We start from the raw sequence: 18,384 nt of genomic DNA, 5'->3' as shown, positions 1-18,384 counted from the left end.
TCGGTTCGAGAAAAGAAGTGTTTAGCGTCACTTATTAGCCGTTGTTTTGAATCTTTGGCCGGGCTGCTCCGTATAGGTGGGTATGACGGATACAACCCACTCCATCTCCATGGAGCACATCGCGGAGCAGCGCACCGGCGCTCCGCACATCGCAGGCACTGCGGTTGCATTGACCAGCCACCGCTACGACCAAGACGAAGTAGCGCGTGTACTCACCAGCGGTCTCGGGCCGGAGTTCGCCCGATTCGCGCAGACCAGCGGGGTGCAGACCCGCAGCCTGGCGCTGCCGCTGTCCCGCTATCCCGAGCTGACCGGATTCACCGAGGCCAACACGGCTTATGTCGAGGTGGCCGTCGAGCTGGGTGAGCAGGCCGTGCGCTCGGCACTCGAGGCGGCCCACGTCCCGCCGAACGAGGTGGACGCCATCGTGATGGTGTCGAGCACCGGTGTCGCGGTGCCGACCGTCGACGCGCGGTTGGCGTCGCGGATCGGATTCCGGCCGGACATCAAGCGCATCCCGTTGTTCGGGCTCGGCTGTGTCGCGGGCGCGGCGGGCATGGCGCGCGTCCACGACTACCTGCGTGGCTTCCCGGGCCACGTCGCGGTGCTGTTGTCGGTCGAGTTGTGCTCACTGACGCTGCAGCGCGACGACATGTCCATCCCCGCACTCATCGGGGCATGCCTGTTCGGCGACGGCGCTGCCGCCGTCGTCGTCACGGGATCCGACCGCGTTCCGGTGGCGCCCACGGCGTATCCGGGACCGTCCGTGCTGGCCACCCGCAGCCGGCTGTTCCCCGACACCGTCGACGTGATGGGCTGGACCGTGAGCTCGAGCGGCTTCGGTCTGGTGATGTCCCGCGACGTGCCGCACATGGCCGATCGGTATCTGGGCGACGAGGTCGACAGCTTCCTCGCCGAGCATGGCCTGACCAAGGACGACATCGACACGTGGATCTGCCACCCCGGCGGCCCCAAGGTGCTCGACGCGATCGAGCGTGCTGTCGGCCTACCGCCGGAAGCGGTCCGGCACAGCCGGGAATCCATGCGGGACAACGGCAACTTCTCCTCGGCGTCGGTGCTTGACGTCCTACATCGCACACTTGCGACGTCGCCGCCACGAGGGTCGCTCGGTGTAATGCTGGCGATGGGACCGGGTTTCAGCTTCGAACTGCTTCTACTGGCCTGGTAGCCGCCATGTACTACTTGTTCATTCTGGTCATCGCGGCCGAGCGGCTTGTCGAGCTCGTCGTGTCTCGGCGCAACGCCAATTGGTCATTTGCCAACGGCGGCAAGGAATTCGGTCAGGGCCACTATCCGGTGATGGTTGGCATGCACACGCTGTTGTTGGTGTCGTGCATCGCCGAGGTGGCGGTATTCCATCGGCCGTTCCTGCCGTGGCTCGGCTGGCCGATGGTCGGCGTGGTGGCGCTCAGCACCGTGTTGCGGTGGTGGTGTGTCGCCTCGCTCGGCAAGCACTGGAACCCGAGGCTCATCGTCATTCCCGGTGCGGTGCTGGTGAACCGCGGCCCCTACCGGTTCATGCACCACCCCAACTACACCGCGGTGGCGGCGGAGGTGGCGGCACTGCCACTGGTGCACTCGGCGTGGTTGACCGCGATCGTGTTCAGCATCGCCAACGCGCTGGTGCTCAACGTGCGGATCAGGGCCGAGAACTCAGCGCTGGGCTACGCGTGACGGGCGTCCAGCCCAGTTCCGCCTTGGCCTTCGCGTTGGACAACGGCAACCAGGTGTCGCCGAACGCCACTGCTGCATACGGCGCGACGAGCCCGAACAGCCGTCGCGGCACCTGCACCGGCTTCGGCCGGTGCAGGTCGGCGGCCATCTCACGGATGTAATCGCCGAACGACTGCGGGCGATCGTCGACGATGTTGTAGATCTGGCCGCCGCGGCCCTTGTCGACCGCGTCGGCCGTCGCCCTCGCGACGTCGTCGATGTGGATCCACGACACGATGCCCGTGCCGGTCACAGCGGGCATCGCGGACAGCTTCACCAACCGGGTGAACAGTTCGGTGTGCGGCACACCCGGACCGTAGAAAGCGCCGTAGCGCAACACGATTCCCTCGGTGTCGCTGTGCTGGCCGGAGGTCAGCACGGTCCGCTCCATGTCGCGTAGCGCCGCCAGCATCGCCTCGCCGCCAGGAGGCGGTGGGCCGGGATACGGGTCGGACTCGTCCATCAGCGCGGGGCCGGTGGACGGATAGCCGTACGCGAAGATCACCGACTCCGCGACGAGCCTGCGCACGCCCGCGCGTTGCGCTGCGGCCACCAGGTTCGGCGCGCCGCGGCCCCACAGCGCGCGTGCCGGTTCAAAGTCCTTGACCCGCATGGGTCCTCGCTTCGGCAGCGTGGTCAGCAGGCTGACCACCACGTCGGGTCCGATCTCGGCGACCACGGCGTCGATGCGCTCCGCGTCGAAGACGTCGGCCACCATCGGCTTGGCACCAGCCTGTTCGATCTGCGAGGTCTTCGACGGCTCCCTGGTCAGTCCGACGACGTCGTGGCCGCGCGCGGTCAACTCCTTCAGCAGCGGACGGCCCGGCACGCTGGTCGCGCCGGCCACCAGGACGCGCATCAGCCCTTCTCCTCGGCGAGGCTGGCGCGCAACGCAATTGCGAGGAACACGGTGGCGACCACCAAGCCGGCGGCCTCCAGCCAGCCGATCGACTCACCCGCGGCGTGGTGGGGGTCGACGATGTGGCTGAGCGCATGCAGCGCCCAGTGCAGCGTGGCGAACGCCAGAGCAGGTACCCGCCACGACGGCCAGCGCAGCGCGCCGAGCATCATCAGGCCGAGCGGGAATTCGAACGACGCGTTGTCGAAGATGTAGTGGTCATTGCGACTACCGAAGTTGCCCAACGTGTCGAAGAACGTGCCAGGGGCGACGAGCATGAAGAGCCCGAGGATCACCGAGTACAAGCCGAACACCACCAGAACGACCTCGACGTAACGGGTCCTTGTGCGGATGGGTGTGGTCGTCATAGGTTCACGCTAGATGTTGACTGGCCTCAAGTTAGGCACCACTTTGAGGAAGATTTCGGGTACCACTTCTGGTCCGGCCGGGCCGGAGCTTCTGGTCGAACTCGATCGCGCCGCGCCGGAACCGCTGCACCGCCAACTCGCCAACGGTCTGCGCGAGGCCATCCGCGCGGGCCGCTTGACGCCGACGACCAAGCTGCCGTCCACCCGGGTCCTGGCTGCCGACTTGGGCGTGTCGCGCCGGCTTGTCGTCGACGCGTACAGCCAGTTGACGGCCGAGGGGTTCCTGCTCAGCCGACATGGGTCCGGCACGCAGGTGGCGGCGGTCGACATCGCACCCGCCCTGCGGCGCGACGCCAGCGAGACCACCAAGCCGTTCGACATCGACTTCGCGCCAGGGTCGCCGGATCTCGGCAGCTTCCCGCGTGATGCCTGGCTGCGCGCGCTGCGGCAGGGCTTGACCGAAATCGAGTCGCAGGCATTCGGATACGTTGCGCCGCAGGGCCTGCGCTCGGCGCGCGTCGCGGTGGCCGACTACCTTCGGCGCACCCGCGGTGTACTCGCGGACCCTGACCACATCGTGCTGTGCTCCGGCGCGACCCAGGCCATTGCACTGCTGGCCGCCGCATTGCCCGAACACACGATCGCGATGGAGGATCCCGGTTTCTGGCTGCATCGAATGGTGTTGCAACACAACGGGATCGATCCGGTCCCGGTGGCCATCGACGACGACGGCCTGGATATCGACGCACTGGCCGCGACGAATGCCACCGCGGTGCTGACCACACCTGCGCATCAGTCGCCGACGGGTGTGGTGTTGTCCCCCACCCGGCGCGCAGCCCTGATGCAGTGGGCGCGGGCAGGTCACCTCGTCATCGAGGACGACTACGACGCCGAGTACCGATACGACCGAACACCGGTCGGCGCGTTGCAGGGCATCGCCCCCGACCGCGTGGTGTACCTGGGCTCGACGAGCAAGACCCTGGCTCCTGGCCTGCGCATTGGGTGGATGGTGTTGCCCGCGAACGTCGTCGGCGCGGTGAGGTTCGCCAAAGGCCTCGCCGACACTGGCAGTTCGGTGATGGATCAGATCGCGTTCGCCAAACTGCTGGACTCCGGGGGTTACGACAGGCACCTGCGGCAGATGCGCCGCCGTTATCTGACGCGGCGGAATGCGTTGCTACAGGCGCTGTCCCAGTACCTTCCCGAGGCGACGGTGCTCGGCGCGGCCGCAGGCGTGCACCTGACAGTGCTGTTCGGAGACGGCTTTCCGATCGCAGAACTCGTCGATCGCGCGGCCGCGATGCGCGTCAGGGTCGAACCGCTGGCACCGTGTTTCGCCGAACCCGCCGCGGCGCCACCGGGTTTGATACTCGGCTATGCCAACCTGACGGAGTCGCAGATCATGGCCGGTGTGCAGGCGTTGGGCCGGGCCGTTCGTTGACGTCAGCCGCCACCGCAGCCGCCGCCACATCCCCCGCCGCCGCCGCAGCTACTTCCACCCCCGCAGCCTCCACCGGGATCAGTTGAGCCCGCGCCGACCGCGCCCGCCGTGCCTGCCGCCCATAGCTTGCGGCTCCGGGATCGTCGCGGTCGACCGGCCATCCGTTGCGAGTGCGCGAGCTAGAGAGGCTACGCCGGTTTGATCGTGATTCCGGCGCTACTCAATGAATTCATCAGAGCGACTTTTGCTGATGCAACTTTCGCAAGCGTAAATTTCAGCAAAGCGGTGGCGGAGGGATTTGAACCCCCGGACGGTGTTAGCCGTCTCTCGCTTTCAAGGCGAGTGCATTAGGCCGCTCTGCCACGCCACCGCCGACAAGGGTACGGGGTGGGTGTCAGGCGGCGCGACGGGCTTAGACGCGACCGAGCTTGGCCGGCGGTGCGCCTGCCTTCAGGGCCACGCTGATCCGTCGACAGTTCTCGCCCATCGCAGCGATCTGCGGGCGAGACAATCTGCCGAGGAAGTGTGCGCGCACCCCCTGGCCGTAGGTCAGCATGGCCTCGGCCACCGCCGTGCGCCCCTCGTCGGTGATCGATGCGAGCACACCCCGGCCGTCGTCGGGACTGGCACCGCGGCGCACCAGACCCTGAAGTTCCAGTCGCCGAATCTGCCGGGTCACCCGGCTCGGCAATGACATCAGCGCGTCGGCGAGATCCCCCATCCGTGCCGACCCGGTCGCGGATTTGTCCAAGATATCGAGTAGCCGCACGTCGTTGAGCGTCAAGTGATGTGCGTCCACCAGCGACCGGTTCAAGGTCGCATACATTCGCAGTGCTGAGTCGAGGAAGTTTTGCCACGACCTCTGTTCAGCGATATCTAAACCAGGCATATCACTGGCAGTGCGCCCGGCAATCATCCCCTCCATTTCGCTATAGTAAAGCAGGCAAGCATAGCTGCGGGACAGAAACCCAGACTGTATTCAGTCCGTAGTAGGGTTTGAGCCGATGCGTGCGATCGTGGCCGAGTCGGCCGATCAACTTACCTGGCAAGAAGTTCCCGACGTCACCCCGGATTCCGGTGAAGTCCTCATCAAAGTGAGTGCAGCGGGGATCAACCGTGCCGACCTGTTGCAGGCCGCCGGCAACTATCCGCCCCCTCCCGGAGCCAGTCAGACGCTCGGTCTCGAGGTGTCCGGAACCGTCGCAGAGGTCGGTGCCGGGGTCACCGGCTGGGCGATCGGGCAACAAGTCTGTGCTTTGCTGGCGGGCGGCGGTTACGCCGAATTCGTCGCTGTGCCCGCCGGTCAGGTGATGCCGATTCCTGGTGACGTACCGCTGCATCATGCCGCCGGCTTGCCGGAAGTGGCGTGCACCGTGTGGTCGAACCTCGTCATGACTGCGGGCCTTCAGGCCGGCCAATTGTTGCTGATCCACGGCGGAGCCAGCGGCATCGGCACGCACGGCATTCAGGTGGCTCGCGCGCTTGGCGCCAGGGTGGCCGTCACCGCGGGTGCGCAGAACAAGCTGGACCTCTGCGCCGAACTCGGTGCCGAGATCACCATCAACTACCGCGACGAGGACTTCGTCGAACGGGTACGCGCCGAGGGTGGCGCCGATGTGATCCTCGACATCATGGGCGCCAAGTACCTCGACCGGAATGTCGACGCGCTCGCCACCGACGGTCGGTTGGTGATCATCGGCATGCAGGGCGGCGTCAAGGCCGAACTCAACATCGGCAAGCTGCTCGGCAAGCGTGCGGGTGTCATCGCCACGGCACTTCGGTCGCGTCCGGTCAGTGGCCCCGGCAGCAAGAGCGAGATCGTCAGCGAAGTGGTCGCCAACGTTTGGCCGATGATCGCCGACGGTCAGGTGCGCCCGATCATCGGCGCCGAGTTCCCGATCAAAGAGGCCAAGGCCGCCCACGAGCTGCTCGCTTCGGGCGAGGTTTCCGGGAAAATCCTACTGCGCGTTGAGGATTAACCTAGCGAGGCCAGAGCGCGGACCAGTTGATCGACCTCCGCGGTCGTCGAGTAGTGCGCCAGCCCGACGGTGACGGCACCGCCAATGTCGTTGACCCCGATGACATCCAGCACCCGCGAGCTCACGTTGGAGATCGCCAGGACGCCGTTGTCGGCCAGTCGCTGCACCACCTTTTCGGCGGGCACGTCGGTAACCGCGAAGCTCAGCACCGGGATGTGCGCCTCCGGTCTGCCGATGACCATCACCGTCGGCAGCGACCGCAGCGAGGCCAGCAGATAGTCGAACACGCGGTTCATGTAGGTCGACGCGGATTGCATTGACACCGAAAGACGTTCGCGCCGCGAGCCCTGCGCCGACTCATCGAGACCCGCCAGATACTCGATGCTCGCGACAACGCCTGCGAGCAAGCCGAATTGATGCGTGCCCACCTCGAGGCGCGCGGGGCCGGTGGCATAGGGGTTCAGCGATACCGAGCTGAACGAGTTGATCAGCGACGGGTCCCGGAACACCAGCGCGCCGATCGGCGGACCGCCCCACGCCATCGCGTTGACCGCCACCACGTCGGCGTCGATCTCGTGGATGTCGATGAGCCGGTACGGCGCCGCCGCCGAATGGTCGACGACCACCAGACCGCCGACCTCGTGCACCAGCTTGGTGACGGGTCGCAACTCGGTCAGCGTGCCCAGCGTCGAGGAGGCCGAACTGATCGCGACCAGACGGGTGGGCGCGGAGATCAGGCCCTCCCACTGCCAGGCGGGCAGTTCGCCGGTCTCGATGTCGACCTCGGCCCACTTCACCTTGGCGCCATAGCGGTTGGCGGCCCGCAACCACGGGGCGATGTTCGCCTCGTCGTCGAGACGGGTCACCACCACCTCGTAGCCGAGACCCACCCGCGACGACGACGCGTCCGCCAGTGAGGTCAGCAGGACAGCGCGATCGGATCCCAGCACCACGCCCCGCGGATCGGCGTTGGTCAGATCGGCAACCGCCTGGCGCGCTGCGTCGAGCACCGCCGCGCTGCGTTTCGCCGACGGGTGTGGTCCGACTGGGGTCGGCATCGATCCGCGGAAGGCGGTCGAGACGGCCCGGCCGACGGTGTCCGGCAGGAGCATGCCGTGCTGTGCGTCGAAGTGCACCCAGCCATCGCCCAGAGACGGGTGCAGACCGCGCACCCGGGCGACGTCGTATGCCATGCCAGTCCACCTTAGAGCGTCTGTGAGTTCACAAACCGAGACGATTTTGGCGGATGCCCGGCCGCGCCCTGTCGCTGCCCATGCCGTGCCCGGACCGAGTCACCTGGGCAGCCATACTAGTCCAGTGAGCTTCGGGTTCGGAGTGCTAATTGCACTGTTGTTGCTGGTGATTCCCGGGGCAGTGGTGGCACGCGTCGCTCGGCTAACTTGGCCAACCGCCGTCGCGGTCGGTCCGGCGCTGACCTACGGCATTGTCGCGCTTGCGATCGTTCCGTATGGCGCACTCGGCATCCCGTGGAACGGTTGGACGGCGTTGTTTGCTCTGGCCGTCGTCACCGGCATCGCGACGGGTTTGCGGGTCGTGTTGGCCCGTGTTCGCGACGTCGACGCCGAGGCTCGGGCGGCAAGTCGCGGGCCCGCGCTCGTGGTGGCCGCTGGTGTGCTGTTGGGCGCCTTGCTGATCGGGTTGGCGGCGGTTCGGGGCATGCCGAACTGGCAGTCGATTCCGAGTAACTGGGATTCGGTTTGGCACGCGAACACGATTCGCTTCATCCTCGACACCGGCCAGGCGTCGCCGACCCACATGGGTGAGTTGCGCAACGTCGAGACCCACGAAGCGCTGTACTACCCGTCGACGTTCCATGCGCTGGCCGCGGTGTTCAGCCAGGTGTCCGGCGCCGCGCCCACCACCGCCTACACGCTGAGCTCGCTGGCCGCGTCGATCTGGCTGTTCCCGGTCAGCGCCGCGGCGTTGACGTGGCGTCTGCTGCGCGGCCGGACCGACGAATTCCGTGTGGCGGGCGCCGCGGCCGCCGCGGCCGCGCTGTCGGCGTCGTTCACCGCGCTGCCGTACGTCGAGTTCGACGTTGCGTCGATGCCCAATCTCGCCGCCTACGGCCTCGCTGTGCCGACCATGCTGTTGGTGGTCTCGTCGCTGCGCCACCGCGACCGCATCCCGTTGGCGGTGCTGGCACTGCTGGGCGTGTTCTCCGTGCACATCACCGGCGGCGTGGTGACCGTGCTGTTCATCGGCGGGTGGTGGCTCTTCGACGCGTTGTGGCGCCCCGTCCGCGGGCGCGCCGCCGACTTCGTGACGCTGTTGATCATCGGGGTGCCTGCGTTGGCGCTGCTGCTGCCCCAGTTCCTCGGCGTGCTGCAGGAGGCCGAGATCATCGCGGGGCATGCGTTCGTCACACATGAGGGCAAGAAGCGCGGACTGATCGACGCCGTCGTGCAGCACACCCGCCACCTCAACGACTTCCCCATCCAGTGGGTGCTGATCATCCTGGCGGCCGTGGGGGCGATCGTGCTGATCGTGCGACGGGTGTGGTGGCCGTTGGCGGTGTGGGCGCTGCTGGTGGTGGCGATCGTGCATTCGTCGGCGCCGTTCGGCGGGCCGATCGGCGCGCTCACCGGAAAGTTCAGCGACCTGTTCTACAGCGATCCGCGTCGGCTCTCGGCGGTGGTCACGATGCTGCTGGCGGCCGCGGCCGGCATCGGGGTGTTCACGCTGGCGTCCGTGGTGGTGGCCGGCGCGCACAAGGTGATCGGGAGAGGCGGTCCACGCGCCTGGCACGCGGCCACGGCGGCCATCGTCGTGGCCGTCAGCGTCGGCATCGGGCTCGCGTATCTACCGCGGGCCCAGTTTCTGTTCGGCGAGAAGTACGACCGGATCATGGTCGACGCCAAGGATCTGCAGGCGTGGGCGTACCTGGCCACCCTGCCGGGGGCCCGGGACACCCTGATCGGCAACGCAAACACCGACGGCACGGCGTGGATGTACGCGGTGGCCAACCTGCATCCGCTGTGGACGCATTACGACTACCCCGTCCAGCAGGGGCCGGGCTACCACCGATTCATTCTGTGGGCGTATGCCGACGATGCGGACCGAGACCCGCGGGTGGCCGAGGCGGTCAAGGCGCTCAACGTCCGCTACGTGGTCACGAGCACACCGGTGGTCCGCGGGTTCGTCATGCCCGACGGGCTAGTGTCGCTAGATAGGTCACGGTCGTGGGAGAAGATCTACGACAACGGCGAGGCCCGAATCTACGAATGGCGCGGGAACTAGAGGGAACGCAGAAGGAATGACTGCCAACACAGACGACGACAACATCGAAATCATCAGCGGCACTTCCGGCGATGAAGTGGAGGGCGACAACAAGTCGCTGACCGACCTCGTCGAGCAGCCCGCGAAGGTCATGCGGATCGGCACCATGATCAAGCAGTTGCTGGAGGAAGTGCGCGCCGCACCGCTGGACGACGCGAGCCGCAACCGGCTGCGCGAGATCCACCGCACCAGCATTCGCGAGCTCGAGGACGGGTTGGCGCCCGAACTGCGCGAGGAGCTCGAACGGCTCACGCTTCCGTTCACCGAAGACGCCGTTCCTTCCGACGCCGAGTTGCGCATCGCCCAGGCGCAACTGGTGGGCTGGCTCGAGGGGCTGTTCCACGGCATTCAGACCGCGCTGTTCGCCCAGCAGATGGCCGCGCGGCAGCAACTGGAGCAGATGCGTGGCCAGGGCGCGCTGCCGCCCGGCGTCGCTGTCCCCGGCCAGCGCGGCGGCGGGACCGGTCAGTACCTGTAGACAAGCGTGGTCCACATCGAGACCCACAACGCGTGGGTGGAGTTCCCGATCTTCGACGCGAAGACGCGCTCGCTGAAGAAGGCGTTCCTCGGCAAGGCCGGCGGCGCGATCGGGCGCAACGAGTCCAACGTCGTCGTCATCGAGGCGTTGCGCGACATCACGATGTCGCTCGAACTGGGTGACCGGGTCGGGCTGGTGGGGCACAACGGTGCCGGAAAGTCGACGCTGTTGCGGCTGCTGTCCGGCATCTACGAACCCACCCGCGGGGTGGCCACGGTCACCGGTCGGGTGGCGCCGGTGTTCGACCTCGGCGTCGGAATGGACCCGGAGATCTCGGGTTTCGAGAACATCATCATCCGCGGGTTGTTCCTCGGCCAGACGCGAAAGCAGATGCTGGCCAAGGTCGATGAGATCGCGGAGTTCACCGAACTCGGCGACTACCTGTCGATGCCGCTGCGCACCTACTCCACCGGTATGCGGGTGCGGTTGGCGATGGGCGTGGTCACCAGCATCGACCCCGAGATCCTGCTGCTCGACGAGGGCATCGGCGCGGTGGACGCCGACTTCCTGAAGAAGGCGCAGACGCGGCTGCAGAATCTGGTCGAGCGGTCCGGAATCCTGGTGTTCGCAAGCCATTCCAACGAATTTCTAGCGCGGCTGTGCAAGACCGCGATGTGGATCGACCACGGCACCATCAAGATGACCGGCGGCATCGAGGACGTCGTACGGGCCTACGAGGGTGATGACGCGGCCAGGCACGTGCACGAGGTGCTCGAGGAGAACGCGCGAGAGGGCGATGAGCCGCTTGGGCGACGAGCAGACAGCACCGCGACACATGACTGAGACCGTGTGTGCGGTCGTGGTCACGCATCGGCGCCCCGACGAATTGGCGAAGTCACTGGAGTCAGTGTCGGCGCAGACGTGGGCGCCCGACCACCTGGTGGTGGTCGACAACGACGACGACCCGCGGGTCCGCGAGATCGTGAACGCCCAGCCGATCGCGTCGACCTACCTCGGTTCACGCCGGAATCTCGGTGGCGCAGGCGGTTTCGCGTTGGGCATGCTGCATGCCCTGGCCTTGGGTGCCGACTGGGTGTGGCTGGCCGACGATGACGGGCGGCCCGCGGACTCCGAAGTGCTTGCCACGCTGCAGGCATGCGCGCAGAAGTACGGACTGGCCGAAGTGTCGCCGATGATCTGCGATATGGACGATCCGGCGTTGCTGGCGTTTCCGCTGCGGCGTGGTCTGGTCTGGCGGCGTCGCGTCGACGAAATCCGCACGGCGCCAACCGATGACCTCCTGCCTGGAATCGCGCACTTGTTCAATGGCGCGCTGTTTCGAGCCACGACGCTCGAAGCCGTCGGCGTACCGGACATACGACTTTTCCTGCGCGGTGACGAAACCGAGTTGCACCGCAGGCTGCTGCGCACCGGCCTACCGTTCGGCACCTGCCTGCAGACCAGCTATCTGCACCCGCAGGGCAGCGACGAGTTCATTCCGATCCTCGGCGGCCGGATGCACACCCAGTACCCGGACAACGCCACCAAGCGGTTCTTCACCTACCGCAACCGCGGTTATCTGCAGTCGCAGCCCGGCATGCGCAAGCTGGTCTTCCAGGAGTGGATGCGCTTCGGCTGGTTCTTCCTGGTGTCGCGACGCGACCCGGCGGGCCTGTGGGAGTGGATTCGGCTGCGGCGCTTGGGGCGTCGGGAGAGATTCGAAAGGCCTGCACACCTGGGCGAGCGAAGCGACGGGAAAAAGAGATGACGTTCACCGATGCGGCGGCGCAGTCGCGCACGATGAGCCGCGCCTGGGGAGACCTCGTCGCCGGATTCGGCAAGCGTGAGCTGTGGCTGCACCTGGGCTGGCAGGACATCAAGCAGCGTTACCGGCGTTCGGTGCTTGGCCCGTTCTGGATCACGATCGCCACCGGCGCGACGGCAATCGCCATGGGCCTGCTGTACTCGAAATTGTTCAAGCTCCCACTTGCGGAGCATCTGCCCTACGTCACGCTGGGCCTGATCATCTGGAACCTGATCAACGCCTCGATTCTGGAAGGCGCCGAGGTGTTCGTCGCCAATGAGGGTCTGATCAAACAACTTCCGACGCCGCTGAGCGTGCATGTCTACCGGTTGGTGTGGCGGCAGGTGATCCTGTTCGCGCACAACATCATCATCTTCGTCGCGATCGCTATCATCTTCCCCAAGCCGTGGAAGTGGACCGACCTCGCCGTCATCCCCGCGCTCGGGCTGATCGTGCTGAACATGGTCTGGGTGTCAATCTGTTTCGGCATTCTGGCCACCCGTTATCGCGATATCAGCCCGCTGTTGTTCAGCCTTGTGCAGTTGTTGTTCTTCATGACGCCGATCATCTGGAACGAGTCGACACTGCAGCAGCAGGGTGCGGGCTCATACGCCAGGATCGTCGAACTGAACCCTCTGCTGCATTACCTCGACATCGTCCGGGCGCCGTTGCTCGGCGCGGATCAGGAGTTACACCACTGGGTGGTGGTGATCGTGCTGACGGTGGTCGGCTGGATGTTCGCCGCGTTGGCGATGCGCCAGTACCGGGCGCGCGTGCCGTACTGGGTCTAAACGCGACTCGGCTCCCATGCCGTGGGTCGGGGGATCCACCGCGGAACGTGTCGCCGGTACTCGTCGTAGTCGGCGCCGAAGCGCCTGCGCAAGTGCGGCTCCTCGACGGTCCGGATCGCAATCAGCACGCAAATGAAGAAGAACGCGAACCAGCCGAACAGCCATGGCGACGCGAAGGCGATCGCGGTGCCGAGTTGAATGCCGAACACGCTCGTCATCATCGGGTTTCGGACGTGTCGATACGGGCCGCGGACAACCAGTTTCACCGGTGAGCCGATGGCCAGCGTGCCCTCACCGACGCGGTCGAACAGCACGACGGTCCACACCAACATGGCCAGTCCGGCGGCGATCAACAGGCCTCCGGCGGTGACGAGCGTCAGGCCTCTGGCGGTGCTCAGGTCCGGCGCTTGGACGCCGGTGGCCGCCGCGATGGCCCACGGGATGAAGACCGTCATCATCACCGGCGCCAACAGGGCCGAAAGCAGATGCCGCCACCACAGCCGTCGACGTGTCATCTCGAATACCTCCTTCTTCAACGGTTGCTGAAGAAGCACGCTACGCTTCGTGTCCGACAAACGTCAACAGGTGTTGAAGTACGCTGCTCCCCATGACGGAAAGCCGGAAAACCGGCAGGTGGCGGACGGGCCAACTGAGCAAGCAGCGCATCCTCGAGGTGGCGCGCGAACACTTCAAACACGGCTACGAGAACGCCACGGTCCGCGGCATCGCCGGCGATGCGGGTGTCGACGTCGCGATGGTCTACTACTTCTTCGGCAACAAGGAGGGGCTGTTCGCCGCAGCGGTGATCGACGTCCCCGAGCATCCGCTGCACCAGTTGCCGGCCCTGCTCGAGGGCGGCCGCGACGACATCGGTGTGCGCCTGGTCCGGCGGTTCATCGAACGCTGGGACGAGGGCGACACCTTCGAACCGCTGTTGACGGTGTGGCGCTCGGCGGCGGATCAACCGTTGGCGCGCAAGCTACTTCACGACACGTTGGCCGGTCCGGTCGCCGACCGGGTGGCGTCGGAGTTCGGCGTCGACGATGCGGTGCTGCGCGTCGAACTCGTCGCGTCGCATCTGATGGGGTTGGCGTTCGCGCGCTACCAGTTGCGGATCGAACCGATGGCGTCGGCAAGCGTCGACGAACTGGTCGCATGGGTGGGCCCGACCGTGGAGCGCTACCTGACGGGTCCCAGGCACTTCACAGGACACTCGACCGTTGAGGACTTATGAGCATCCCGCCATACGAACCACCGAAGTCCGCTCCGTCTCCCAGCGTGGGCAACACGCTGCTGTGCCCGAAGTGCGCAGGCGTCATGAAGACCTACGAGCGCAACGGCATCCACCTGGAGCAATGCGACACCTGCCACGGCATCTTTCTCGACTTCGGCGAACTCGAGGCGCTCACTCAGATGGAGAACCGGTTCGTACAGGCTGCTCCCCCGCCCCCGCCGCCCGCCCAGCACGGCTACGACTACGGCCCGGGCTGGGGCCATCGCGGCAACAAGCATTACCGCAAGCAGGGATTCGGCCGCCTGTTCTTCTCCAGCTAGCCGACGGCGCATCGACGAGCTTCCCGCCGCAGTCCCGACGCCGGATCCCGACCTGACCAGAGCGATCCAGGGAATCATCGACGACGCCAACGAATGGAGTTGGACCAACCGGGAACTGTCCGATCCGCTGACACCGCAGCAGCGGGAGCGGCTGCACAGCCGCGGCGGCGAACTCACGTCGGGGTTTCCGACTGTGACATCGATTCTCGAACGTGATGTCGGCATCCTCGAGGCCGCCGGTCGGGCTTAGAGCATTCGCTCGCACGCCTCGCGCAGCATCTCGTCGTCGGGATGATGCGCGGCGGCCTGCACGACAGCCGCGCGGGCGAACGGTTCGAGCACCGGCCACGGGTCACCGTGCGGCACTGCGCAGCCGCCTGCCTCGCGGTACGCCGTCAGGAACGCGGCCCAGTCGACGTCGGGGATGAGCCCGGCGGCCCAGAATCCCGCGGGCCTTGCGAGATCCCACGCCGGATCGCCGACGCCGAGGTCGTCGACGTCGATCAGCAGCCACGATCCGGCGCGCCTGCCCAACTGACCGAGGTGCCAGTCACCGTGCACCAACGTCGACGGCCGGTCCGGTGAGCCCGCCCGCCACGCCTCGGTGGGTAACTCGGCCGCTGCGCGCCGGACGACGGCGTCATCGGTGGCACGCAGCATGCGTCGCAGCCGCTGCGGCCAGCCGTGCGGCAGCCGGACCGTCGTCGGTTCGCTGTGCAGCTGCGCCAACAGCCGTCCGGCGTCTGCCCACGGCGCGCAATCCGGTTGTGGTGCAACGGTTTCCACCATCGGCCAGCGGGTGCGCCACCGGATGCCGACTCGCTCGGGCGTCACGTCGAGCGGCGACAGCAACGAAGCCGAACCCGCGGCGATGCGCAGGCGCGTCGCCAGCGCACGCGGATCGGTGCCGGGCCGGTGCACTTTGTAGACCACGTCGCCGTCGACGACCACGTCTGCACCGGATCGGGTTCGCACCCATCGACCATCACATACGGCAAACTGTCGCCGTGAGCGAACGCCCGCCCGCACTGCCGTTCTGGCTGCGGTCCTCGCTGTGCCTGATGGCGTCGGCGATCTTCTTCGCCTTGCTCCTGGCGGTGGCCTACAACATTCGCGAAGGCGGTGACGCGGTCTGGCTCGACGGTGCGGTCGCTGCGCGTGTGCATCCCCACGTCGCGCCCGAGCGGACGAAGGTGGCGCTCACCTTGACGCAGATCGGCTCGCCGATCTTCGTCGTGCCTGCGACGTTGGCGGCGGCGCTGGTCATCGCGGTCGTACGTCGATCGGTCTGGACGGGGTTAGTGGTGGTTGCGACGGTCGGCGTGGTCGGCATCGGCAGCACCGTCGGCAAGCAGATCATCACCGCCGCCCATCCACAGGGCCCAGCTCATCTCACCGAACACACCTTCCCGTCCGGCCACGTGTCTGCGGCGGTGTCCCTGTTGGGCATCGTGGCGATCGCGTTCGGCGCGAAACCCCGCCATGTCCTCGTCTGGTTGGGCATCGCCGTCGTCACCGCTATCGTGGCCGCCACCCGTATCTACCTGGGTGCCCATTGGTTCTCGGACACGTTGGGCGGGGTGTTTCTCGGGTGCAGCGCCGTTTTCGCAGGCGCGGCGCTGCTGCCCGACCCCAAACCGGCCCCGCCCTAGTGCTTCGGCAGCGGCAGGCGTGTGGTCACCCCGATGCGGTTCCACGCGTTGATGGTCAGCGCCATCGCGATCACCTGACCCAGCTCACGTTCCGAGAACGCCGCTGCCGCACGGGCGTACACCTCGTCGGAGACGTGGTGGCGGGTGAGATCGGTCATCTCCTCCGTCAACGTCAGCGCCGCCTGCTCCTGCTCGGTGTAGACGCCCTCGGCCTCCTGCCAGGCAGGCAACAGGGTCAGCTTCTGCTCGCTGATCCCGCGCTTGCGGGCGTCGGTGCTGTGCATGTCGAGGCAGAACGCGCAGTGGTTCATCTGCGACGCCCGAATCTTGATCAGCTCGGCCAGATCCGGGTCGAGGTCCTTCGCCGCCGCGGCGTTCAGCGTCACCATCGCCTCGTACACCTCGGGCGATACCCGGTTCAGGTTGATCCGGCGGCTCATCGGCGCGGCGGTTCGAGGCGGATGGTCACGTTGATGCGGTTCCACGCGTTGATCGTGACCGCCATCGCGATCACCTGACCCAGCTCACGTTCGGTGAAAACCGCTGCGGCCCTTGCATACACCTCGTCGGGAACATGGCCGTTGCCGAGTTCGGTGACGGCCTCGGTCAGCGCCAGCGCCGCGCGCTCACGCTCGGTGAACAAGTCGCCTGCCTCTTCCCAGGCCGCGAGCACGTCCAGCTTCTGGTCGCTGACGCCGTGCTTGCGGGCGTCGCGCGTGTGCATATCGAGGCAGAACGCGCAGTGGTTGATCTGCGAGGCGCGGATCTTGATCAGCTCGCCGAGTTCCGGTTCGACGTCCTTCGCCGCCGCGGTGCTCAGCGCCATCATCGCGTCGTACAACTCCGGCGACGTCTTGTAGATCCTCAGCCGGCCGGTGGCCAAGCTGTCCAGTGTCGTTGTCATACCGTCGACGCTAGCCGTCAAAGTCCCATCTACATGGTTCAATTTCACTATGGAATCGTGGGCCAATTCGGGGAGCCGTGATCTCCATCTCGATCTTGGGCCGACCATCACGCCCGGCACCCGCGGTGCGCGGGAACTGCTGCTCACCGCCCTGCGGGACGCCGTGCGCTCCGGTCGCCTGACACCCGGCACGATGCTGCCGCCGTCGCGCACCCTGGCCGCCGACCTCGGATTGGCTCGTAACACCGTTGCCGAGGCGTACGCCGAACTGGTCGCAGAAGGCTGGCTCGCGTCCAGGCAGGGCGCCGGCACATGGGTGGTCAACGTTGCAGGCACCGGCGCGCCCGCGATCCCGCGCGGTGTTCGCGTCGTCCCAACCCACGACCTGATGCCCGGTTCGCCCGACGTGTCGGAGTTTCCCCGCGCCGCATGGGTGGCCGCGACCCGCAGGGCCCTGACGAACGCGCCCACCGATGCGCTGCGGATGGGTGATCCGCGCGGGCGGCCCGAACTTCGCGGGGCCCTCGCCGAATACCTCACCCGGGCTCGCGGCGTGCGCACCTCGGCGGAGTCCATCGTGATCTGTGCCGGCGTCCGGCATGCGATCGAACTGCTGGCGCGCGCCGTCGGCGGACCGATCGCCGTCGAGGCTTACGCGCTGCACATCTTCCGCGACGCCATCTCCGCCATCGGGGTATCGACCCTGCCGATCGGCCTTGACGAAAACGGCGCCGTGGTAAGCGATCTCGATGCTCTCGACGTGCGCGCGGTGGTGCTCACCCCCGCCCATCACAACCCGCAGGGCGTCGCACTGCATCCAGCGCGGCGCACGGCCGTCGTCGAATGGGCGCAGCGCACGGGAGGCTACATCTTCGACGACGACTACGACGGCGAGTTCCGATACGACCGACAGCCCATCGGCGCGCTGCAGGCGCTGGACCCGGACCATGTCGCATACCTGGGATCGGCGAGTAAAGCCCTGTCGCAGACGCTGCGGATCGGCTGGATGGCGCTGCCGGAGGACCTCATCGAACCGGTGATCGAGGCCGGGGGCGGCCATCAGTTCTACGTCGACGCGATCAGCCAGCTCACCATGGCCGACTTCATCAGCAGCGGCCAGTACGACCGCCACATCCGCAAGATGCGGGCGCGATACCGACGGCGGCGCGACGCCCTCGTCGAGGCGCTGAGGGGCTTCGACGTCGAGATCAGCGGCCTTGCCGCCGGTGTCAACGCGCTGCTGACACTTCCCGACGGCAGCGAACCCGAGGTGCTGCGTCGGGCCGGGGAGGCAGGCATCGCGCTGCATGGGTTGTCACGGATGCGCCATCCGCTGGCCGGCCAGGACGTCCCCGACCGCGACGGGATCGTCGTCGGCTTCGCCGCGCCCTCCGAGCACGCGTTCGCCGCCGCGGTGGAGGCGCTGTGCACGGTGCTGAGGGCCAGCAGCTTGGCTGGCTAAGCTGCCCGGGTGGCCGAGC

At 66.8% G+C, this 18,384-nt stretch carries 21 protein-coding genes and 1 tRNA gene; 13 read left to right on the top strand and 9 right to left on the bottom strand.

The features are described 5' to 3' along the window. Positions 1 to 82 precede the first annotated feature (82 nt). Both C1A30_RS27405 and C1A30_RS27400 read left to right on the top strand, forming a co-directional pair. Positions 83 to 1,189: a type III polyketide synthase gene (locus tag C1A30_RS27405; RefSeq protein WP_101951422.1), complete on the top strand. Its 1,107-nt coding sequence runs from the start codon at positions 83 to 85 to the stop codon at positions 1,187 to 1,189. Positions 1,190 to 1,194: 5 nt separating this feature from the next. After that, on the top strand, positions 1,195 to 1,695 hold the full coding sequence (locus C1A30_RS27400) for an isoprenylcysteine carboxyl methyltransferase family protein (protein WP_101951421.1): 501 nt from the start codon (positions 1,195 to 1,197) through the stop codon (positions 1,693 to 1,695). Here C1A30_RS27400 and C1A30_RS27395 read toward each other — a convergent pair. Both C1A30_RS27395 and C1A30_RS27390 read right to left on the bottom strand, forming a co-directional pair. After that, a complete protein-coding gene (locus tag C1A30_RS27395; protein ID WP_101951420.1) occupies positions 1,661 to 2,593 on the bottom strand; it encodes an NAD(P)-dependent oxidoreductase in 933 nt (310 codons plus the stop codon). The genes C1A30_RS27400 and C1A30_RS27395 overlap by 35 nt on opposite strands. Beyond that, positions 2,593 to 3,000, bottom strand: coding sequence for a hypothetical protein (locus tag C1A30_RS27390; RefSeq protein ID WP_101951419.1), 408 nt, complete (start codon positions 2,998 to 3,000; stop codon positions 2,593 to 2,595). The genes C1A30_RS27395 and C1A30_RS27390 overlap by 1 nt, the downstream gene beginning before the upstream one ends. 43 nt (positions 3,001 to 3,043) lie before the next feature. Here C1A30_RS27390 and C1A30_RS27385 point away from each other — a divergent pair, with 43 nt between their 5' ends. Continuing rightward, positions 3,044 to 4,441, top strand: coding sequence for a PLP-dependent aminotransferase family protein (locus C1A30_RS27385; RefSeq protein ID WP_235010226.1), 1,398 nt, complete (start codon positions 3,044 to 3,046; stop codon positions 4,439 to 4,441). Between the two features lie 283 nt (positions 4,442 to 4,724). Here the strand turns inward: C1A30_RS27385 and C1A30_RS27380 are convergent. Further along, a tRNA-Ser gene (locus tag C1A30_RS27380) sits at positions 4,725 to 4,811 on the bottom strand. 42 nt (positions 4,812 to 4,853) lie between these two features. Beyond that, entirely contained in the window at positions 4,854 to 5,366 is a 513-nt protein-coding gene (locus C1A30_RS27375; RefSeq protein ID WP_101951417.1) for a MarR family winged helix-turn-helix transcriptional regulator, read from the bottom strand. A 79-nt stretch (positions 5,367 to 5,445) separates the two neighbouring features. On the opposite strand from C1A30_RS27375, the gene C1A30_RS27370 reads away from it, so the two are divergent. Beyond that, positions 5,446 to 6,420 carry an NAD(P)H-quinone oxidoreductase gene (locus C1A30_RS27370; RefSeq protein WP_101951416.1) on the top strand — a complete coding sequence of 325 codons (975 nt, stop codon included), beginning with the start codon at positions 5,446 to 5,448 and terminating at the stop codon, positions 6,418 to 6,420. Here the strand turns inward: C1A30_RS27370 and C1A30_RS27365 are convergent. After that, a complete protein-coding gene (locus C1A30_RS27365; protein WP_101951415.1) occupies positions 6,417 to 7,613 on the bottom strand; it encodes a cysteine desulfurase-like protein in 1,197 nt (398 codons plus the stop codon). The genes C1A30_RS27370 and C1A30_RS27365 overlap by 4 nt on opposite strands. Positions 7,614 to 7,737: 124 nt before the next feature. Between C1A30_RS27365 and C1A30_RS27360 the strand changes: the two genes are divergently transcribed. Genes C1A30_RS27360 through C1A30_RS27340 form a run of 5 tightly spaced genes read left to right on the top strand, consistent with a single transcriptional unit; the run spans position 7,738 to position 12,793 of the window. Beyond that, entirely contained in the window at positions 7,738 to 9,681 is a 1,944-nt protein-coding gene (locus C1A30_RS27360) for a DUF6541 family protein (protein ID WP_101951414.1), read from the top strand. A 16-nt stretch (positions 9,682 to 9,697) separates the two neighbouring features. Continuing rightward, positions 9,698 to 10,198: a bacterial proteasome activator family protein gene (locus C1A30_RS27355; protein ID WP_101951413.1), complete on the top strand. Its 501-nt coding sequence runs from the start codon at positions 9,698 to 9,700 to the stop codon at positions 10,196 to 10,198. Between the two features lie 6 nt (positions 10,199 to 10,204). Next, the gene (locus C1A30_RS27350; protein ID WP_101951412.1) at positions 10,205 to 11,041 is read left to right on the top strand and encodes an ABC transporter ATP-binding protein; all 837 of its coding nucleotides are present in this window, start codon (positions 10,205 to 10,207) and stop codon (positions 11,039 to 11,041) included. Then, positions 11,034 to 11,966, top strand: a complete 933-nt coding sequence (locus tag C1A30_RS27345; protein ID WP_101951411.1) for a glycosyltransferase — start codon at positions 11,034 to 11,036, stop codon at positions 11,964 to 11,966. The genes C1A30_RS27350 and C1A30_RS27345 overlap by 8 nt, the downstream gene beginning before the upstream one ends. Then, positions 11,963 to 12,793: an ABC transporter permease gene (locus C1A30_RS27340; protein ID WP_101951410.1), complete on the top strand. Its 831-nt coding sequence runs from the start codon at positions 11,963 to 11,965 to the stop codon at positions 12,791 to 12,793. Before C1A30_RS27345 ends, C1A30_RS27340 begins: the two co-directional genes overlap by 4 nt. Here C1A30_RS27340 and C1A30_RS27335 read toward each other — a convergent pair. After that, on the bottom strand, positions 12,790 to 13,308 hold the full coding sequence (locus C1A30_RS27335) for an isoprenylcysteine carboxylmethyltransferase family protein (protein ID WP_101952918.1): 519 nt from the start codon (positions 13,306 to 13,308) through the stop codon (positions 12,790 to 12,792). The genes C1A30_RS27340 and C1A30_RS27335 overlap by 4 nt on opposite strands. Positions 13,309 to 13,400: 92 nt before the next feature. On the opposite strand from C1A30_RS27335, the gene C1A30_RS27330 reads away from it, so the two are divergent. Together C1A30_RS27330 and C1A30_RS27325 are read left to right on the top strand one after the other, a co-directional pair. Continuing rightward, positions 13,401 to 14,027, top strand: coding sequence for a TetR family transcriptional regulator (locus tag C1A30_RS27330; protein WP_101951409.1), 627 nt, complete (start codon positions 13,401 to 13,403; stop codon positions 14,025 to 14,027). Beyond that, positions 14,024 to 14,347 carry a zf-TFIIB domain-containing protein gene (locus C1A30_RS27325; protein WP_101951408.1) on the top strand — a complete coding sequence of 108 codons (324 nt, stop codon included), beginning with the start codon at positions 14,024 to 14,026 and terminating at the stop codon, positions 14,345 to 14,347. Before C1A30_RS27330 ends, C1A30_RS27325 begins: the two co-directional genes overlap by 4 nt. 246 nt (positions 14,348 to 14,593) lie before the next feature. Here the strand turns inward: C1A30_RS27325 and C1A30_RS27320 are convergent, their stop codons facing one another. Beyond that, on the bottom strand, positions 14,594 to 15,322 hold the full coding sequence (locus tag C1A30_RS27320) for a phosphotransferase family protein (protein ID WP_101951407.1): 729 nt from the start codon (positions 15,320 to 15,322) through the stop codon (positions 14,594 to 14,596). 32 nt (positions 15,323 to 15,354) lie between these two features. On the opposite strand from C1A30_RS27320, the gene C1A30_RS27315 reads away from it, so the two are divergent. Then, entirely contained in the window at positions 15,355 to 15,999 is a 645-nt protein-coding gene (locus C1A30_RS27315) for a phosphatase PAP2 family protein (protein ID WP_101951406.1), read from the top strand. Here the strand turns inward: C1A30_RS27315 and C1A30_RS27310 are convergent. Next, entirely contained in the window at positions 15,996 to 16,439 is a 444-nt protein-coding gene (locus C1A30_RS27310) for a carboxymuconolactone decarboxylase family protein (RefSeq protein WP_101951405.1), read from the bottom strand. The two genes, C1A30_RS27315 and C1A30_RS27310, sit on opposite strands and share 4 nt — an antisense overlap. Next, entirely contained in the window at positions 16,436 to 16,903 is a 468-nt protein-coding gene (locus C1A30_RS27305; protein ID WP_101951404.1) for a carboxymuconolactone decarboxylase family protein, read from the bottom strand. The genes C1A30_RS27310 and C1A30_RS27305 overlap by 4 nt, the downstream gene beginning before the upstream one ends. A 49-nt stretch (positions 16,904 to 16,952) precedes the next feature. On the opposite strand from C1A30_RS27305, the gene C1A30_RS27300 reads away from it, so the two are divergent. Beyond that, complete coding sequence (locus tag C1A30_RS27300) at positions 16,953 to 18,365, top strand: PLP-dependent aminotransferase family protein (protein WP_101951403.1); 1,413 nt, start codon at positions 16,953 to 16,955, stop codon at positions 18,363 to 18,365. Positions 18,366 to 18,384: the final 19 nt, after the last annotated feature.

This window comes from Mycobacterium sp. 3519A, assembly GCF_900240945.1.
Classification (GTDB): domain Bacteria; phylum Actinomycetota; class Actinomycetes; order Mycobacteriales; family Mycobacteriaceae; genus Mycobacterium.
This window is presented reverse-complemented; position numbering and strand designations above follow the sequence as displayed.

What these genes read in the sequence shown, in the direction of transcription:
- C1A30_RS27390 (WP_101951419.1), bottom strand. Translation starts at nt 3,000, where the DNA reads ATGACGACCACACCCATCCGCACAAGGACCCGTTACGTCGAGGTCGTT.
- C1A30_RS27305 (WP_101951404.1), bottom strand. Translation starts at nt 16,903, where the DNA reads ATGACAACGACACTGGACAGCTTGGCCACCGGCCGGCTGAGGATCTAC.
- C1A30_RS27325 (WP_101951408.1), top strand. Translation starts at nt 14,024, where the DNA reads ATGAGCATCCCGCCATACGAACCACCGAAGTCCGCTCCGTCTCCCAGC.
- C1A30_RS27330 (WP_101951409.1), top strand. Translation starts at nt 13,401, where the DNA reads ATGACGGAAAGCCGGAAAACCGGCAGGTGGCGGACGGGCCAACTGAGC.
- C1A30_RS27370 (WP_101951416.1), top strand. Translation starts at nt 5,446, where the DNA reads ATGCGTGCGATCGTGGCCGAGTCGGCCGATCAACTTACCTGGCAAGAA.
- C1A30_RS27375 (WP_101951417.1), bottom strand. Translation starts at nt 5,366, where the DNA reads ATGGAGGGGATGATTGCCGGGCGCACTGCCAGTGATATGCCTGGTTTA.
- C1A30_RS27400 (WP_101951421.1), top strand. Translation starts at nt 1,195, where the DNA reads ATGTACTACTTGTTCATTCTGGTCATCGCGGCCGAGCGGCTTGTCGAG.
- C1A30_RS27365 (WP_101951415.1), bottom strand. Translation starts at nt 7,613, where the DNA reads ATGGCATACGACGTCGCCCGGGTGCGCGGTCTGCACCCGTCTCTGGGC.
- C1A30_RS27310 (WP_101951405.1), bottom strand. Translation starts at nt 16,439, where the DNA reads ATGAGCCGCCGGATCAACCTGAACCGGGTATCGCCCGAGGTGTACGAG.
- C1A30_RS27355 (WP_101951413.1), top strand. Translation starts at nt 9,698, where the DNA reads ATGACTGCCAACACAGACGACGACAACATCGAAATCATCAGCGGCACT.
- C1A30_RS27405 (WP_101951422.1), top strand. Translation starts at nt 83, where the DNA reads ATGACGGATACAACCCACTCCATCTCCATGGAGCACATCGCGGAGCAG.
- C1A30_RS27300 (WP_101951403.1), top strand. Translation starts at nt 16,953, where the DNA reads ATGGAATCGTGGGCCAATTCGGGGAGCCGTGATCTCCATCTCGATCTT.
- C1A30_RS27345 (WP_101951411.1), top strand. Translation starts at nt 11,034, where the DNA reads ATGACTGAGACCGTGTGTGCGGTCGTGGTCACGCATCGGCGCCCCGAC.
- C1A30_RS27395 (WP_101951420.1), bottom strand. Translation starts at nt 2,593, where the DNA reads ATGCGCGTCCTGGTGGCCGGCGCGACCAGCGTGCCGGGCCGTCCGCTG.
- C1A30_RS27340 (WP_101951410.1), top strand. Translation starts at nt 11,963, where the DNA reads ATGACGTTCACCGATGCGGCGGCGCAGTCGCGCACGATGAGCCGCGCC.
- C1A30_RS27335 (WP_101952918.1), bottom strand. Translation starts at nt 13,308, where the DNA reads ATGACACGTCGACGGCTGTGGTGGCGGCATCTGCTTTCGGCCCTGTTG.